At 73.4% G+C, this 16,573-nt stretch carries 16 protein-coding genes; 11 read left to right on the forward strand and 5 right to left on the reverse strand.

The features are described from left to right. Positions 1–144: 144 nt before the first annotated feature. A complete protein-coding gene (locus SNR22_RS02170) occupies positions 145–963 on the forward strand; it encodes an inositol monophosphatase family protein (protein ID WP_320064637.1) in 819 nt (272 codons plus the stop codon). A 321-nt stretch (positions 964–1,284) separates the two neighbouring features. Here SNR22_RS02170 and SNR22_RS02175 read toward each other — a convergent pair whose 3' ends face one another. Continuing rightward, the gene (locus SNR22_RS02175) at positions 1,285–1,800 is read right to left on the reverse strand and encodes a LytR C-terminal domain-containing protein (RefSeq protein WP_320064943.1); all 516 of its coding nucleotides are present in this window, start codon (positions 1,798–1,800) and stop codon (positions 1,285–1,287) included. A gap of 435 nt (positions 1,801–2,235) precedes the next feature. Here SNR22_RS02175 and SNR22_RS02180 point away from each other — a divergent pair, with 435 nt between their 5' ends. Both SNR22_RS02180 and SNR22_RS02185 read left to right on the forward strand, forming a co-directional pair. Continuing rightward, on the forward strand, positions 2,236–2,532 hold the full coding sequence (locus SNR22_RS02180) for a DUF4193 domain-containing protein (protein ID WP_229401240.1): 297 nt from the start codon (positions 2,236–2,238) through the stop codon (positions 2,530–2,532). Between the two features lie 466 nt (positions 2,533–2,998). Beyond that, a complete protein-coding gene (locus SNR22_RS02185; protein WP_320064640.1) occupies positions 2,999–3,724 on the forward strand; it encodes a hypothetical protein in 726 nt (241 codons plus the stop codon). A gap of 114 nt (positions 3,725–3,838) precedes the next feature. On the opposite strand, the gene SNR22_RS02190 is transcribed toward SNR22_RS02185, so the two are convergent. Beyond that, on the reverse strand, positions 3,839–4,330 hold the full coding sequence (locus tag SNR22_RS02190) for a DUF3093 domain-containing protein (RefSeq protein ID WP_320064642.1): 492 nt from the start codon (positions 4,328–4,330) through the stop codon (positions 3,839–3,841). Positions 4,331–4,414: 84 nt separating this feature from the next. Between SNR22_RS02190 and dut the strand changes: the two genes are divergently transcribed. From dut to SNR22_RS02210, 4 genes are all read left to right on the forward strand, one after another. Beyond that, complete coding sequence (gene dut, locus SNR22_RS02195) at positions 4,415–4,921, forward strand: dUTP diphosphatase (RefSeq protein WP_320064643.1); 507 nt, start codon at positions 4,415–4,417, stop codon at positions 4,919–4,921. A 25-nt stretch (positions 4,922–4,946) separates the two neighbouring features. Continuing rightward, positions 4,947–5,597, forward strand: coding sequence for a DUF3710 domain-containing protein (locus SNR22_RS02200; RefSeq protein ID WP_320064645.1), 651 nt, complete (start codon positions 4,947–4,949; stop codon positions 5,595–5,597). A 161-nt stretch (positions 5,598–5,758) separates the two neighbouring features. Then, on the forward strand, positions 5,759–6,142 hold the full coding sequence (locus SNR22_RS02205) for an OB-fold nucleic acid binding domain-containing protein (RefSeq protein WP_320064647.1): 384 nt from the start codon (positions 5,759–5,761) through the stop codon (positions 6,140–6,142). 22 nt (positions 6,143–6,164) lie between these two features. Further along, positions 6,165–6,851 carry a DUF3159 domain-containing protein gene (locus SNR22_RS02210; protein ID WP_320064649.1) on the forward strand — a complete coding sequence of 229 codons (687 nt, stop codon included), beginning with the start codon at positions 6,165–6,167 and terminating at the stop codon, positions 6,849–6,851. A gap of 69 nt (positions 6,852–6,920) precedes the next feature. Here SNR22_RS02210 and SNR22_RS02215 read toward each other — a convergent pair whose 3' ends face one another. Both SNR22_RS02215 and SNR22_RS02220 read right to left on the reverse strand, forming a co-directional pair. Then, positions 6,921–7,610: a TrkA family potassium uptake protein gene (locus SNR22_RS02215; RefSeq protein ID WP_320064651.1), complete on the reverse strand. Its 690-nt coding sequence runs from the start codon at positions 7,608–7,610 to the stop codon at positions 6,921–6,923. Positions 7,611–7,612: 2 nt separating this feature from the next. Then, positions 7,613–8,278, reverse strand: coding sequence for a TrkA family potassium uptake protein (locus SNR22_RS02220; protein WP_320064653.1), 666 nt, complete (start codon positions 8,276–8,278; stop codon positions 7,613–7,615). Between the two features lie 169 nt (positions 8,279–8,447). Here SNR22_RS02220 and SNR22_RS02225 point away from each other — a divergent pair, with 169 nt between their 5' ends. From SNR22_RS02225 to dxs, 4 genes are all read left to right on the forward strand, one after another. Continuing rightward, positions 8,448–10,520 carry an APC family permease gene (locus tag SNR22_RS02225; protein WP_320064655.1) on the forward strand — a complete coding sequence of 691 codons (2,073 nt, stop codon included), beginning with the start codon at positions 8,448–8,450 and terminating at the stop codon, positions 10,518–10,520. After that, entirely contained in the window at positions 10,517–11,878 is a 1,362-nt protein-coding gene (locus tag SNR22_RS02230) for a class I SAM-dependent RNA methyltransferase (RefSeq protein ID WP_320064656.1), read from the forward strand. The genes SNR22_RS02225 and SNR22_RS02230 overlap by 4 nt, the downstream gene beginning before the upstream one ends. Before the next feature lie 74 nt (positions 11,879–11,952). Next, the gene (locus SNR22_RS02235) at positions 11,953–13,116 is read left to right on the forward strand and encodes an anhydro-N-acetylmuramic acid kinase (RefSeq protein WP_320064657.1); all 1,164 of its coding nucleotides are present in this window, start codon (positions 11,953–11,955) and stop codon (positions 13,114–13,116) included. A gap of 72 nt (positions 13,117–13,188) precedes the next feature. Beyond that, positions 13,189–15,141 carry a 1-deoxy-D-xylulose-5-phosphate synthase gene (dxs, locus tag SNR22_RS02240; protein ID WP_320064658.1) on the forward strand — a complete coding sequence of 651 codons (1,953 nt, stop codon included), beginning with the start codon at positions 13,189–13,191 and terminating at the stop codon, positions 15,139–15,141. Positions 15,142–15,255: 114 nt separating this feature from the next. Here dxs and SNR22_RS02245 read toward each other — a convergent pair whose 3' ends face one another. Beyond that, positions 15,256–16,449, reverse strand: coding sequence for a hypothetical protein (locus tag SNR22_RS02245; protein WP_320064660.1), 1,194 nt, complete (start codon positions 16,447–16,449; stop codon positions 15,256–15,258). Between the last annotated feature and the right edge of the window lie 124 nt (positions 16,450–16,573).

Below are 16,573 nucleotides of genomic sequence, written 5' to 3' on the forward strand. Positions count from 1 at the left end.
CGACACACGACGCGGGTAGGCAATGATGAGGCGGCGGGCAGCTTCCGCCAGGGCGTCGCATCGCGTTGACGACCATTGATCCTCGAGGGCCTGCCCGGACTTCATCCACCCACCCGGACCCGGCGTGCGGTAAGGGAGCGAAACATGACCAGCTCGGCACCGATGCCGCAGGAGCTTCTCAAGATCGCGATCGAGGTGGCTCGGGACGCGGCGGACACCGCGTACCGGATGCGCGCCGAGGGGGTCTCCGTCGCCGCGACCAAGAGCACCGTCACCGACGTGGTCACCGCCGCCGACCGGGCGGTCGAGCGGCAGGTCCTCGACGCGCTGGCCACGCTCCGCCCCGACGACTCGGTGCTCGGCGAGGAGTACGGCGGGAGCGCGGCCGGCGCGTCGGGCAGCGGGGTGCGGTGGATCGTCGACCCGATCGACGGCACGGTCAACTACCTGTACGGGCTGCCGCACTGCGCGGTCTCGCTGGCCGCTGAGGTCGACGGCGAGGTGGTCGCCGGGGTGGTGCGGAACCTGTTCACCGGCGAGGAATGGACGGCCACCGTCGACGGCGGTGCCTGGCGCGCGGGCAAGCGGCTGCGCTGCTCGACCGAAACCGACCTCGGGCAGGCTTTGATCGCCACCGGCTTCGGCTACGACCCGGCGCGCCGATCGCACCAGGCCCGGGTGGTCGCCGAGTTGATCCCGCAGGTGCGGGACATCCGCCGGCTCGGCGCCGCCGCGCTGGACCTGTGCCTGGCCGCCGAGGGGCGGGTGGACGCCTACTTCGAGAAGGGGCTGGCCGCCTGGGACCAGGCTGCCGGTGGCCTCATCGCGAGCGAGGCGGGGCTGCGGGTGGCAGGGCTGGGCGGGCTGCCAGCCGGCCCGGATCTGGTGATCGCCGCGCCGGAGGCGCTCTTCGCGCCACTGCACGACCGACTCGCCGACCTGGACGCCGCCGGCGGCCCCTGACCGACCGGGCCGCTGCGGTCCGCCCCTTACCGGCCGGGCCCCTGTGCGGCCATTCCTCGACCGCAACCGGCGCTGGCGGGCTCGGTCGTGCCGCCGACCGGTTCCGCACACCGGCGACACTCCGCGGCCCGCTCCGGCGGCTGGAGCGGGCCGTGCCGGTGCGTTTGGCGCCGACGACGAAGGGCGAGGGCTCCTCGCCTCGCTGCGGTCGTGGGCGACCCCGGTGACCAAGCGGCGCGTCCGGCGCAGACGGCCACGGGCAGGGCCCGTGGCCGGGGACACCGCCCGGTCGACGGCGGAAGGGGGAATCCGATCGCCCGGCTACTTCTTGACCGGCATCGGGCAGGTGCCGGCCGGCGGCTGGGGGGCACCCAGGTCGCCGAGGGCCTGGTTGACCTCGGTGGTGGTGGCCAACTGCTGGAAGTCGTTGCCCAGCACCACGTCGACGGCGTCGTCCTTGCGCTTGGGGTCGTACGCGAGCTGGGCGCTTCTGAGGAAGTAGGCGCTGAGCAGATGGGCGGAACCCACCCCCTTCGGGCCGTACCGCAGCACCGCGATGCCCTCGATCTGTTTCTTCTCGGTGGCGGTTTTCTTGACCTGGAACTGTCGGTTGCTGAACTCGTCGGCGACGTCCCCGGCGAGGCCGGCCCGGTCCGTGGCGTTGAGCACGTTGATCTTCACGTCCTTGCGCTCGCGCAGGGTCACGTCGGCCAGCGGCCAGCCCTCGGGACAGCCTCCGGCGAGGCCTGCCTCGCCCTGGGTGTCGCGGACCAGCGCGACGACGACGAACACCAGGGCAACGACCGCCAGCAGACCGACGACAACGAGTGCTCGCACTCGCGCAAAACTCATCTGGGCGCTCCCCGGACAATGGGTGGGTGGCGGCGGCGGTCGGCGGTCAGGCCGCCCCGCCGGCCGTCGAGTACGCCGCTGAGGTTAACGGTTGTCCGGCGGTCGCGTGGAAACAGCCCGACATGCCGGCGCGCCAACTGGGAAGCGGGTAGTACTACCCCTATCTTCGTGTCGCCTGAGTCACATTGGGACCAACTTCGACGGCTGAGGCGTACATCTGAGCCACGAGGGCGGTATACATGCCTCGCCAGAGGGGGGTAAGGTACCGCGCTCGCTGGGGTGCTTCTCTGGCGGCTTCGACCCGGCCCGGCCGTCGGGTCGGGTGACCGACACAAATTGGTGGCCGGCCAGCGGAACCGAGACAGCGTCGTCCGGCGTTACAACCGGAAGCGACCATATCGATATTGGAGAGTGAAACCGATGGCCACCGACTACGACGCCCCGCGTCGCGACGAGGTCGACCTCGGCGAGGACAGCCTGGAAGAGCTCAAGGCCCGGCGCGTCGACTCACAGTCGGGCGCCGTGGACGTCGACGAGGCCGAGGTCGCCGAGACTTTCGAGCTACCCGGGGCCGACCTGGCCGACGAGGAGCTCACGGTCAAGGTGCTACCGATGCAGCAGGACGAGTTCCGATGTGCTCGCTGCTTCCTGGTACACCACCGCAGCCAACTGGCGGTCGAGCGCAACGGTGAGTTGATCTGCCGCGAGTGCGTCTGACCCTGACACCGGACACCGGCGGCGGCCTCCTAGACGAGGCCGCCGCTTCGGGAACCGGCACTTCACACCCGTCCGCCGGCGCCGGCGTTCCCTCGCGACCAGCGGCGCCGTCGTGCGCCGTTGGCCCGGAACTGTTTGACTCGTCACAGCAGATTCCACGCCGACGAACCGGGGAGGTCGACGCATGGGTGAACACAGCGACGACGGCACGGACGGGCACCCGGTAACCGGCGGCCCCACGATGTCCGAAGCCGGTGAGCGAGGCGGGACCGGGCATGGCGCGGCCGGGCATGGCGCGGGACGGTCCGGCGGGACGGTGCCCGGCACCGACCAGCAAGACGGGACCGACTGTCACGGGACCGATCGTGACGGGACCGATCGTGCCGGGACCGATCGTGCCGGGACCGATCGTGACGGGACTGATCGTGACGGGCCGGAGGACGGCCGGGACGAGCTCGGTGCCACTGTGGCCGCGCTGACCGCCGACGACATCGAGCCGGCCCGCCGGCGGCAGCTGCTGACCCGGATGGTCGGCCAGGTCCGTGTCCGAGGGCTCGCCGACCTGTTCAAGCCGCGGGCCGCCGTCCGATGGATGACCGACGCCGTCGCCGAGGTAGCCCCACACGTGCCGGTCCGCGACCTGGCCACCCTCCGCCGGCACTTCCCCGGTCTGGACGACGAGGCGCTGGCGGACCGGCTGGTTCGCAACGCCGCCCGGACGACCGCCGGGATCGGCGCGGCCGGCGGCGGAGTCGCGGCCGTCGAGTGGGTGGTCGCCCCGACCCTGCTCTCCGCGCCGGTGCTGCTGGCCGCCGAGACGGTCGCTGTGGTGGCTACCGAGCTGAAGCTGATCGGCGAGCTGCACGAGGTGTACGGCGCCCCGCTGCCCACCGGCGGCACCCAGCGAACGGTCGCCGTGGTGCAGTCCTGGGCCGGCCAGCGGGGGGTCAACCCGATGGTGCCCGGGGTGGGCGTCGGCGCGGTGCTCGGCACGGCGGCCCGCAAGGAACTGCGGGACACCCTGCTCAAGCGGTTCGGTCGCAACCTGACCACGCTCGGCCCGTTCCTGACCGGGGCGGCGGTGGCCAGCTATCTCAACCGGCGGGCCACCCGAGCCCTCGCCGACCAACTCCGCGCCGACCTGCGCCGGCAGCACCGCGAACTACCCGCCCCACCCCCCACCGCCCCATAACCCCCACCCCACACACGATCTCCCGCAGTCGCAGATTCACGGAAAGCGTGGCCCATTCGGCGTCCGGAGGCCACGCTTTCCGTGAATCTGCGCGGGATGGGGATGGGGATGGGGTCAGGTTGGGGGGCGGGTGGTTAGGAGCGTTGCGGCGAGGCGTACCGGGTCGCGGGTGCTGACCACCCAGAACGGGGTGGGGTCGGCGGGGTCGTCGAGCACCACCTGCACCGCACCGGCGATCCACGGGCGCTGGATCACGAAGGCGAGCGGGTCGGCCCCGACGCCCAACACCTCCCGGCGGCCCGCCGCGTCGAGCGGGATCGCGTCGGCCACGAACCGCAACGGCAGCCGGGCGTCATCGACCCGCAGCTCCCCGTCGGCCACTGCGACGCGGATCCGCCCCAGCCACCACAGGGCCGCCACCGTAGCCGGCAGCAGCACCACGAACGGCAGCCAGGCGCGGGCGCCCTCCGCCCCCATCCAGAGCTCCAGGGCGAGGAACCCGCCGAGGGTCAGGCCGGCCAGCCAGAGCCACCACGGCAGGCCGAGCCGCTCCGCGTAGGCGGTGGTCGGGGCGGTGGCGGGCGGTGTGGAGGGCGATCGGCTCACTCCTCGAAGGGTACGGCGCACGACGGGTGGCCGACCGGGCAGGATGGCAGGGTCACCCCGCGAACCGGACGGAAGAGGAAGACCGTGACCGAAGACGTGCCCGTGCCCGTGCGGCGGCTCGACCCGGAGTTGCCGCTGCCGGCGTACGCCCATCCCGGCGACGCCGGGGCCGACCTGCTGGCCGCCACGGACGTGGAACTGCCCCCCGGCGGGCGCGCGCTGGTCCCCACCGGCGTGGCGATCGCCCTCCCACAGGGGTACGTCGGTCTGGTGCACCCGCGGTCCGGCCTGGCGGCCAGGCTCGGCGTGACGGTGCTCAACGCGCCCGGTACGGTCGACGCCGGCTACCGGGGTGAGATCCTCGTCAACCTGATCAATCATGATCGGGAGGCATCGGCGAAGATCTCCCGTGGCGATCGGATCGCGCAGCTCGTTGTCCAGCGGGTGGCACGGGTCGATTTCCGGTCGGTGACCGAGCTGCCGCCGTCCCGGCGGGGCGCCGGTGGGCACGGCTCGACCGGCGGTCACGTCGGGCTCGTCCCGCCGCCGGCGGACCGGGCCGGCGGACAGTCGGAAGAGGTGACAGGGTGAGCGCGAACAGCGGAGGGTGGGCGCAGTGATCTTCTCCCGAAAGCAGGCCGGTGACGGTCGGCGCGGCCGTGACAAGCGGGCCACCGAGGTCTTGGATGGGCGGGACGCCGAGGAGGCGGTGCCGGAGCGTGGTCCGTACGACGTCTCCGAGGCCCCCGACGGGGTGGAGCGGCTCGACCTCGGCAGTCTGCACATCCCGGCGGTGGCCGACGTCGAGGTGCGCGTACAGGCCGATCCGCAGGGCGTGATCCAGCAGGTCGTCCTGGTGCACGGGGAGAGTGCCCTGCAGCTCGGCGTCTTCGCCGCGCCCCGCTCCGAGGGCATCTGGGACGAGGTGCGCGAGGAGATCCGCCACTCCCTGGTCAACGACGGTGCGACCGTCGAGGAGGCGCAGGGGGAGTACGGCCCCGAGCTGCATGCCCAGGTACGCACCCCGGACGGCCTGACCGACCTGCGGTTCGTCGGGATCGACGGCCCGCGCTGGATGGTCCGCGGCGTCTATCAGGGCGTCGCCGCCACCGCCCCGGCCGCCGTCGGCGTGCTGCGCGAGTGCCTGGACGGACTGGTCGTCGACCGCGGGCAGGAGGCGAAGCCGGTGCGGGAGCCGCTGCCGCTGCGGCTGCCCCGCGAGGTCACCGACCAGGCTGGCGAGGGCGACCGCCCGGTCGAGGCCTGAGCGTTCTGCCCGTCCCCGCCGGCGGGTCGCCGGCCGGGACGGCGGGCGGTCCTGTCCTGTCGCCGCCCGGCGTACGCTGGCGGGACGGGCCGGACACGCGCGCCGGGCGGCGCCGTGCCGGCCCGGGCGGCCAGGCCCCGGGAGAGGGTGACGCGGAGGTCATGACGACCGACGAGGGCAGTAGGGTCTCGCTGCGGCGGCTTCTGCACCGGTTCACCGCGAGCGAGGCCGAGATCGAGGCGCAGGAGCTGCGCCGGGAGAGCGCGGAGTCCGGCGGCACGCCGGCCGGGCAGTGCATGCGCGGTCAGCTGGTCTCGGTGACCGGCCGGCTGCGCACCGTGGTCTACACTCCTCGGATCAACCTCCCCACCCTGGAGGCCGACCTCTACGACGGCAGCGACGTGGTGACGCTGGTCTGGCTCGGTCGTCGGCACATCGCCGGCATCGAGCCGGGGCGGCACCTCACCGCCCGGGGGCGGGTGGCGGTGCGGGACGAGCGCAAGGTCATCTACAACCCGTACTACGAGCTGGAGTCGCCGAAGTGACGACGTGGACGGGAGAGACACGATGACCACGGGACAGCACCGGACGACGGAGCCGGGGAGCGGCCCGGAGGACTCCGAGCCGCTGCCGAGCCTCGCCGAGCAGATGGCCGACCAGCTCGGCGGTTGGCGCGGGCTGGTCGAGTCCAGCATCCCGGTGGTCGTCTTCGTGATCGCCAACATCGTCGGGGAACTGCGCCCGGCGGTCATCGCCTCCGTGACCATTGCCCTGCTCATCGCCGGCCTGCGGCTGGTCCAGCGCCGGCCGGTGCGGCACGCGCTGAACGGTCTCTTCGGCGTCGGCATCGGCGCGGCCATCGCCTGGCGTACCGGCGACGAGCGCGACTTCTACCTGCCGGGCATCCTCTACGGCATCGGGTACGGGCTGGCACTGCTGGTCTCGGCGGCGATCCGACAGCCCCTGGTGGGCTGGATCTGGTCGGTGCTGGTGGCCAAGGGGCGCGCCGAGTGGCGGGACGACCCGCGCCTGGTGCGCACCTTCACCCAGCTCACCGTGCTCTGGGGCGTGGTGTGGCTGGCCAAGGTCGGCGTGCAGGCCGGGCTCTACCTCGCCCACCAGGACACCGCGCTCGGCGTCGCCCGGCTGACCCTGGGCTACCCGCCGTACGCGTTGCTGCTGCTGATCACGGTCTGGACGGTGCGCCGGGTGACCCGCGAGACGACGGGCCCGGAGCCGCTGCCCGGGGCCTGAGTCACCCGGGCCGGCGCCCCGCTCAGCCCGCCCCCGGGCCCCGCTCGACACCGGCCGGGCCCGCCCCGCTCAGCTCGCGCCCCGGGTCCGCTCGACGCTGTCCGGGCCCAGGATCACCGCGCGGACCGCGTCCTCCACCTCGGCGGTGCAGACGAAGATCAGCTCGTCACCGGCCTCGATCGAATCGTCCGGGCTGGGCACCAGCACCCGCTTGCCGCGCAGGATCGCCACCAGGGCGGCATCCCGGGGGACCGGCACCGCGTGGATCGGCTGCCCCAGATATGGGGCGGTCGGCGGCAGGGTGATCTCCACCAGGTTCGCCTCGCCCTGGCGGAACGTCATCAGCCGCACCAGGTCGCCGACGGTGACGGCCTCCTCGACCAGGGCTGCCATCACCCGCGGCTTGCTCACCGAGACGTCGACGCCCCACTGCTCGGTGAAGAGCCACTCGTTCTCGGCCCGGTTGACCCGGGCCACCACCCGGGGCACGGCGAACTCGGTCTTCGCCAGCAGCGAGACCACCAGGTTGACCTTGTCGTCCCCGGTCGCCGCGACCACCACGTCGCAGCCGGCGATGTTGGCCTCCTCCAGGCTGGCCAGCTCGCACGCGTCGGCGAGCACCCAGTCGGCGGCGGGCACCCGGTTCGGCCGCAGCATCCGGGGCTGACGCTCGATCAGCATCACCTGGTGGCCGTTGTCGATCAACTCCTGGGCGATCGAGCGGCCCACGTTGCCGGCGCCGGCGATGGCGATCCGCATCTTCAGTGCGCTCCTTCCGGCGGGCTGCCCGCCACCGACGTGGCCGAGGCCACGATGTCGTCGGTGACCAGCATGAAGACCTGGTCGCCCTCCTGCACGGCGGTGGACCCGGTGGGGAGCGTGCCGATACCGAAGCGGCTCAGGTACGCGACCCGCGTGCCGGCCGCCTCCTCCAGGGCCCGCAGCGGCCGGCCGATCCAGTCCTTGTGCACCGGTACCTCGACGATCGAGACGGTGCTGGTCGGGTCCCGGAAGATCTCGACGTTGCCCTCGGGGACCAGGTGTCGCAGCATCCGTTCGGCCGTCCAACGGACGGTGGCCACGGTGGGGATGCCCAGACGCTCGTAGACCTGGGCCCGGCGCTGGTCGTAGATCCGGGCGGCCACCCGGGAGACGCCGAAGGTCTCGCGGGCCAGCCGGGCGGAGATGATGTTGGAGTTGTCGCCGCTGGAGACCGCCGCGAAGGCGTCCGCCCGCTCGATGCCGGCCTCCCGGAGCACCTCGCCGTCGAAGCCGACGCCGGTGACGGTGACGCCGGCGAAGTCCGGGTTGAGCCGGCGGAACGCGTCGGCGTCCTGATCGATCACCGCCACCGAGTGCCCCCGGGACTCCAGGCTCTGGGCCAGGGTCGACCCGACCCGGCCGCAGCCCATGATCACGACATGCACGGTGTCCCTCCCAAGGTGCGCGCACCCGCCGGCCTCGCCGGTGACCTGTCGTCTGCGAGCCTGCCACGTCCCGGATGTCGGCGGGGGACGACGGTACCGCGCCCGGTAGCGCACCCGCGATCAGCCACCCCCGAGTGGCCGGACAACGGTGGTCGTACCCTTAGCCCTTGTGGCCAGTCCCACCTCGCTGCTGAAGCGGCTGCTCGTCGGTCGACCGTTCCGGTCCGACCGGCTTCAACACACCCTCCTGTCGAAGCGCATCGCGCTGCCCGTCTTCGCCTCCGACGCGCTCTCCAGCGTCGCGTACGCCCCGGACGAGATCCTGCTGACGCTCTCCATCGCGGGCGCGTCGGCGTTCATCTTCTCGCCGTGGATCGCCCTCGCGGTGGTCGTGGTGATGCTGACGGTGGTGGCCAGCTACCGGCAGAACGTGCACGCCTACCCCTCCGGCGGCGGCGACTACGAGGTGGCCACGGTCAACCTCGGGCCCCGGGCCGGCGTCGCGGTGGCCAGCGCCCTGCTGGTCGACTACGTGCTCACCGTCGCCGTGTCGGTCTCCTCCGGGGTGGCCAACCTGGGCTCGGTGGTGCCGTTCGTGGCCAGCCACAAGGTGCTCATCGCGGTCACCGCGGTGGCGGTGCTCACCGCGATGAACCTGCGCGGCCTGCGCGAGTCCGGCACCGCGTTCGCCATCCCGACGTACGGCTTCGTGATCGTGATCGGCGGGATGATCCTCACCGGCCTGATCCGGGTCTTCGTCCTCGGCCACGACCTGCGCGCCCCGAGCGCCGGACTGGAGATCCAGGCCGAGCACAGCGTGACCGGGCTCGCGCTGATCTTCCTGCTGCTGCGCACCTTCTCCTCCGGCTGCGCCGCGCTCACCGGCGTGGAGGCGATCTCCAACGGGGTGCCGGCGTTCAAGGCGCCGAAGAGCCGCAACGCCGCCACGACCCTGCTGCTGCTCGGCACCATCTCGGTGAGCATGCTGGTCGGCATCATCTGGCTGGCCCGGATGACCGGCCTGCAGTTCGTCGAGGACCCGGGCCGGCAGATCCTCTCCGGCCCCGACGGGTACGTGCAGAAGACCGTCACCACCCAGCTCGGCGAGACGGTGTTCGGCTCCGGGTCGATCCTGCTGTACGTGGTCGCCGGGATGACCGCGCTGATCCTCTTCCTGGCCGCGAACACCGCGTTCAACGGCTTCCCGGTGCTCGGCTCGATCCTCGCCCAGGACCGCTACCTGCCCCGGCAGCTGCACACCCGGGGCGACCGGCTGGCGTTCTCCAACGGCATCGTCTTCCTGGCCGTCTTCGCGGTGGTGCTGATCGTCGGCTTCCAGGCCGAGGTGACGAGGCTGATCCAGCTCTACATCGTCGGCGTCTTCGTCTCGTTCACGCTCTCCCAGGCCGGCATGATCCGGCACTGGAACCGGCACCTGCGCACCGAGCGGGACGTCCAGGCCCGCCGTCGGATGATGCGGTCCCGGGCGATCAACACCTTCGGCATGGTGCTGACCGGCACGGTGCTGGTCATCGTGCTGATCACCAAGTTCCTGCTCGGCGCGTGGATCGCCATCGTCGCCATGGCGCTGATCTACCTGCTGATGCTGGCCATCCGCCGGCACTACGACCGGGTCGCCGCCGAACTGGAGCCGACCGAGGCCCGGGGCGTGCTGCCCGCCCGCAACCACGCCATCGTGCTGGTCAGCAAGCTGCACCAGCCGACCCTGCGGGCCGTCGCGTACGCCCGGGCCACCCGGCCGGACACGCTGACCGCGGTGACGGTGAACGTCGACGAGAAGGACACCCGGGACCTGCAGGCCGACTGGGAGCGACGGGAGGTCCCGGTGCCGCTCACGGTGATCGACTCGCCGTACCGGGAGATCACCCGGCCGATTCTCGACTTCGTCGCCGGCACCCGCCGGGAGTCGCCGCGCGACGTGGTCACGGTCTTCATCCCCGAGTACGTCGTGGGGCGCTGGTGGGAGCACCTGCTGCACAACCAGAGCGCGCTGCGCCTGAAGGGGCGGCTGCTGTTCGAGCCGGGCGTGATGGTGACCAGCGTGCCGTGGCAGCTCGCCTCGACCGCAGGCAAGGACCTCGACCGGCTGGACGCGACGCTGAGCCGAAGCCCCGCCCGCGGCCCCCGGGTCGCGCCGCGCAGCACCCTGCCGCCGCCGGTGACGCCGGCCGCTTCCGTACCGCCCGGCGAGACCGACCAGACCGGGGGAGACCGACGATGATCGAGGCAGACATGGACACCGACGATGGCGACCGCCCCGGGCCGACGAGCCCCGGGTTGGAGGGCGTGCAGCGGCGCGGGTTGGAGGAGGCCGAGCGGGTCGAGTTGACCGTCGACGCGGTCGCCCCCGGTGGGCACTGCGTGGCCCGGGTCGACGGCCAGGTGGTCTTCGTCCGGCACGCGCTGCCCGGCGAGCGGGTGATCGCCGAGGTCACCGAGGTGCACAAGGGGTTCGTCCGGGCCGACGCGGTGACCGTGCTGGTCGCCGCCCCGGAGCGGGTCGAGCCGCCCTGCCCGTACGCGAAACCGGGCCGCTGTGGCGGCTGCGATCTTCAGCACGTCGCGCCCGCGGCCCAGCTCGACTGGAAGTCGGCCGTGGTGCGCGGGCAGCTCGACCGCCTCGGCGGCCTCACCGACGCCGAGATCGACCGGCTCGGCGTGCGGGTCGCGGCGCTGCCCGGCGGGCCGCTCGGTTGGCGCTCCCGGGTCCGGTACGCGGTCGACGCCGCCGGCCGGGCGGGGCTGCTCAAGCACCGCTCGCACGAGGTGGTGCCGATCGATCGTTGCCTGATCGCCCACCCGGCGATCCAGGAGCTGCCGGTGCTCGGTGAGCTCTGGCCGGCGGCGGACGCGGTGGAGACCGTCGCCTCGACCGGCGGGGACGTCACCGTCACCGCCCTGGTCGACGGGGCGCCCGTGCCGGTCGACGACACCGCGCCGGTCGACGCCCCGGCCGCCGGCCCGTCGGGGCGAGACAGCGGTCGGCGTCCGGCCCGAGCGGTGGTCCGCGAGGTGGCCGCCGGCCGGGAGTGGACGCTGCCCGCATCCGGCTTCTGGCAGGTACACCCGGCGGCGGCGGACACCCTGGTCGCCGTCGTGCTCGACCTGCTCGACCCGAGGCCGGGGGAGTCGGCCTGGGACCTCTACGGCGGTGCGGGCCTCTTCGCGGCCGCGCTGGCCACCCGGGTCGGCCCGACCGCCCGGGTCACCGTCGTGGAGTCCGCCGACGCGGGTGTCGCAGCCGCCCGGAACAACCTGAGTGACCTGTCCGGCGTCGAGGTGGTGGCCGCCCGGGTGGAGAACGCGCTGGCCCGCCGCCGGATCACCGGCCCGGTGGACCTGGTGGTCCTGGACCCGCCCCGCACCGGAGCCGGCGCGAAGGTGGTGCTGGACGTGATTGCCGCCGGCCCGCGCGCGGTGGCGTACGTGGCCTGCGACCCGGCGGCCTTCGCCCGGGACGTGCGGACGTTCGCCGAGGCCGGGTGGCGGCTGGACCAGCTGCGCGGCTTCGACCTGTTCCCGATGACCCAGCACGTCGAGCTGGTCGGGCTGCTGCTGCCGCCGGACGGGCCGCGCTGAGCCGACCACCGGGCCCGGGTGATTGCAGGGGCCCCTTCCTATACCGAATGCGTTAACAGGGGGCCCGTCCTTTCATGCGAATCGTGGGGTTGATGTCGGGGACGTCGTACGACGGGGTGGACGTGGCCGCGGCGGAGTTCACGCTCGACGGGGAGACCCTGCGGCTGCGCCCGCTCGGCTTCGCCGCTCTGGACCACGACGACGGGCTGCGGGCGGAGATCGGGGCGATGCTGCCGCCGAACCCGACCACGATCGAGGCGGTCTGCCGGCTGGACAACTGCCTTGGGGAGGTCTTCGCCGAGGCGGCGGCGCTCGGGGTGGAGCTGGCCGGCGGGCGGGTCGACGCGGTCGTCTCGCCCGGGCAGACGGTGTTCCACTGGGTCGACGGTGGCCGGGTGCGGGGCACCCTCCAGCTCGGCGCGCCGGCCCGGGTGGCGGCGCGGGTGGGCGTACCGGTGCTGTCGGACCTGCGGTCGGCGGACGTCGCGGCCGGCGGGCAGGGCGCGCCCCTGGTGCCGGCGTTCGACGCGCTGCTGCTCGGCGGCGGGGCCGGGCCGCCACGGGCGGCGCTGAACCTGGGCGGGATCGCCAACCTCACCGTGGTCGCCCCGGGCACCCCGGTCCTCGGGTACGACGTGGGCCCGGCCAACGCGCTGCTCGACGCGGCGGCCCGGCGCCTCCTCGGCCGCCCCTGCGACGTCGACGGGGCCGGCGCGGCAGCCGGCCGGGTGCACCCCGGACTGCTGGAGCTGCTGCTCGCCGAGCCGTACTATGCCGCGCCGCCGCCCAAGTCCACCGGTAAGGAGCTCTTCCACGCCGGGTACCTCGACGATCGGCTCGTCGCGATCGGCGAGCCGATCGACGCCGACGACGTGCTGGCCACCCTGACCGAGCTGACCGCCCGGACGGTCGCCGCCGAGTGTGACCGGCACCGGGTGACCGAGGTCATCGCCGCCGGGGGCGGGGTGCGCAATCCCACACTCCGGGGCCGGCTGGCCGCGCTGGGGGGCCGGCGGTGGCGGCTGCGGACCAGCGACGAGCTGGGGGTGCCGGCGCAGGCCAAGGAGGCGTACGCGTTCGCCCTGCTCGGCTGGCTCTCCTGGAATGGCCTGCCAGGGGCGATGCCCTCGGTGACCGGGGCACGCGAGGCCACCGTGCTGGGCTCCTGGACGCCGTCCGGGCCGGCCCGGTGCGCGGCCCCGGCCGCCCCGCCCCGGCGGCTGGTGATCACGGTTTGACTGTCCTCTCGGTCAGCGGGTGGTCACACGGTCGGACTGCGGACTACCGGACGGCCGATAGACTCTCCGGTCATGAGTGTTGATGAGGACACGGCCAACCACGGCCGACTGCTGGGCACGGTGCGCGGTCCGCAGGACGTGAAGCGGATGTCCGCCGAGCAGCTGGACATCCTCGCCGCCGAGATCCGTGACTTTCTGATCGCCAAGGTCTCCCGCACCGGCGGGCACGTCGGCCCCAACCTGGGTGTGGTGGAGCTGACCCTGGCGATGCACCGGGTCTTCGACTCCCCCCGCGATCGGCTCCTGTTCGACACCGGCCACCAGGCGTACGTGCACAAGATCCTCACCGGCCGGCAGGACGGCTTCGACCGGCTGCGCCAGCGCGGCGGCCTCTCCGGCTACCCGAGCCAGGCCGAGAGCGAGCACGACCTGGTGGAGAACTCGCACGCCTCCACCGCCCTCTCCTACGCCGACGGGCTGGCCAAGGCGTACGCGCTGCGCGGCGAGCAGCGCAGCGTGGTCGCCGTCGTCGGCGACGGCGCGTTGACCGGCGGCATGTGCTGGGAGGCGCTGAACAACATCGCCACCGCCGGCAACTCGCTGGTGATCGTGGTCAACGACAACGGCCGCTCCTACTCGCCGACCATCGGCGGCCTCGCCGACCACCTCTCCTCGCTGCGGCTCAACCCCGGCTACGAGAAGGTCCTCGACACCGTCAAGGACGCCCTCGGCTCGACCCCGTTGGTCGGCCGGCCGATGTACGAGGTGCTGCACGCGGTCAAGAAGGGCATCAAGGACGCGGTCGCCCCACAGGCGATGTTCGAGGACCTCGGCATCAAGTACGTCGGCCCGGTCGACGGCCATGACCTCGAGGCGGTCGAGTCGGCGCTGCGGGCGGCGAAGAACTTCGGCGGCCCGGTGATCGTGCACGCGGTGACCCGCAAGGGCTACGGCTACCGCCCCGCCGAGGAGGACGAGGCGGACTGCCTGCACGGCCCCGGTGGCGCGTTCGACGTGGAGACCGGCAAGCTGGTCGCCGCCCCCTCGGTGAAGTGGACCCACGTCTTCGCCGACGAGCTCGTCGCGATCGCCGATGAGCGGCCCGACGTGGTGGGCATCACCGCCGCGATGGCCGAGCCCACCGGCATCGCCAAGCTGGCCCGCAAGCACCCCGGGCGGGTGTACGACGTCGGCATCGCCGAGCAGCACGCCGCCACCTCGGCCGCCGGGCTGGCCCTCGGCGGGCTGCACCCGGTGGTGGCGGTCTACGCGACCTTCCTCAACCGGGCGTTCGACCAGGTCCTGCTGGACGTGGCGATGCACAAGCTGCCGGTGACGTTCGTGCTGGACCGGGCCGGCATCACCGGCCCGGACGGGCCGAGCCACTACGGCATCTGGGACATGGCCGTCTTCGGGGTGGTGCCGGGGCTGCGCATCGCCGCCCCCCGGGACGCCGCGACGCTACGCGAGGAGCTGCGCGAGGCCGTGGCCGTGGACGACGGTCCGACCATCGTCCGGTTCCCGACCGGCACCGTCGCCGCGGACCTGCCGGCCCTGCGCCGGGTCGGCCCGGTCGACGTGCTGGCCGAGTCGCCCCGCACCGACGTCCTGCTGGTCGCGGTCGGCTCCTTCGGCCACCTCGGCATGGAGGTCGCCGCCCGGGTCGCCGAGCAGGGCTACGGGGTGACCGTGGTCGACCCGCGCTGGGTCCGGCCCGTCCCGGCCGAGCTGCTCGAGCTGGCCGCCGGTCACCGCCTCGTCGTCACCGTCGAGGACGGCGTGCGCGTCGGCGGGGTCGGCGACGCGCTCGCCCAGGCGATGCGGGACGCCGATGTCCGGGTGCCGCTGCGGGACCTGGGCGTGCCGGCCGACTGGCACCCGCACGGCACCCGCGCGCAGATCCTGGCCGACCTGGGCCTCACCGCCCAGGACGTGGCCCGGGACGTCACCGGGTGGATCTCCCGCCTGGACGCGGAGCCGGTCGAGCCGGTGAGCCTGCCGGCCGGCGGGAGCGCGCAGAACTGAGCCGGTTCGGTTGATCGACTCGGTGTGCGGCATGTTGCGTTCCCGGTGCCGGGAGCCCCGATGGGCCGCACACCGAGTCGATCAGGCCGACGGCCGGCGCAAAACGGGCCGACGTCAGCGGCCGCCGACGGAGCGGTAGTAGGTCTTCTCCGCGCCGGCCAGGCTGAACGTGGCCTTGCTCGTCGGCTGCGGCACCACCACCAGCCCGGGACGGTCGACCAGCCGGGGGGTGCCCGGCGGCACCGACAGCGAGGTGTACCGGGTTGACCGCCAGCTCAGCACCACCAGCGGCTGGCCCGGCACCGGTAGCACGTACGCCTGCAGGGTGTTGGCCCGGTCGGCCGGGGAGACCAACGCCTTGCCGCCGTCGGCCGGCCGGTAGACCACCGCGGTCATGGTGCCCGCCTCGGTCTCCCAGCTCAGCTGCTCCAGATCGGCGGGGTCGCCGCCGCCCAGCGCCACCTCGCCCAGGGCACGCACGCTCAGCTTCGCCATCGGCCAGGACTCCGGCACCGACCGGGACGCGTCCCGGTCCCCGATCCGGCTGGGGACACTGCCGAACGGGCCCTGCTCGCCGGCGAGCACGCAGGTGTCCAGGTCGTCCAGTGCTCGCCGGCCCGAGCCGGTCTCGTCCCGGACCAGCGGGTAGCGCGGGTCCGTGGTGGCCGTGCCGAGGTCGAGCAGGCGGTCGGCGGCCCGACCGCGGGGCAGCGACCGGGTGACCCTCAGCGTCGCGGTCAGCGGCACCGCGCGGCAGGCCGGCACGTCCACCGGGTCGGTCAGCCCGTCCCGGCTGGGCAGCGCCCGGCCCTTGGGGCCGAGCAGCCGCTCCACCCGGCCGGAGAGCAGGTAACGGCGCCCGGAGGTGGTCTGCACGGGCAGCACGTCGGAGTAGGCGAGGTAGCCGGGATCGGTGTACTCGCTGGCCCGGTCGACCACGTACCGGTCGCCGTCGCGGGTCAGCTGGAGCAGCCAGGAGGCGCTCTCCCCGGGGACGTCGGCGGCCACCAGGGCCAGCGGGACGCCGTCCGCCTCACCGGACCAGAGGAGCCCCGACGAGGGCAGGTGCGCGCGATCGTCGGCCGGCGACCGCCAGGACCGGACCGCCTCGGTGACCGCCGCCGTCGCGTTCGCGTCGCCGGCCAGCCGGCCCCGCGCGGGCCACACCCGCAGCGTCCCGTCCAGGCTGTCGTAGCCGGTGGGGAGGACATCCGGCTTCCGGTCGGCGACCGGCCCACAGGCCGTGCCGCTCAGCAGCAGGGTGAGCAGTGCGGTGGCCGTCATGCCGCGCCGGCGGACTGAAGCCACCTGTACGCCCCCGATCGCGTCGCCCGGTCGTGTTCGCGTCCCACATGGTACGAGATGGCCCGGGCAGCGCGGAGCGGCACCTCTTCCCGGCCCACGAGCTGCGGCGCGACCGGCCACATAGGAC

The organism is Micromonospora sp. RTGN7, from assembly GCF_033804645.1.
Lineage (GTDB): Bacteria > Actinomycetota > Actinomycetes > Mycobacteriales > Micromonosporaceae > Micromonospora.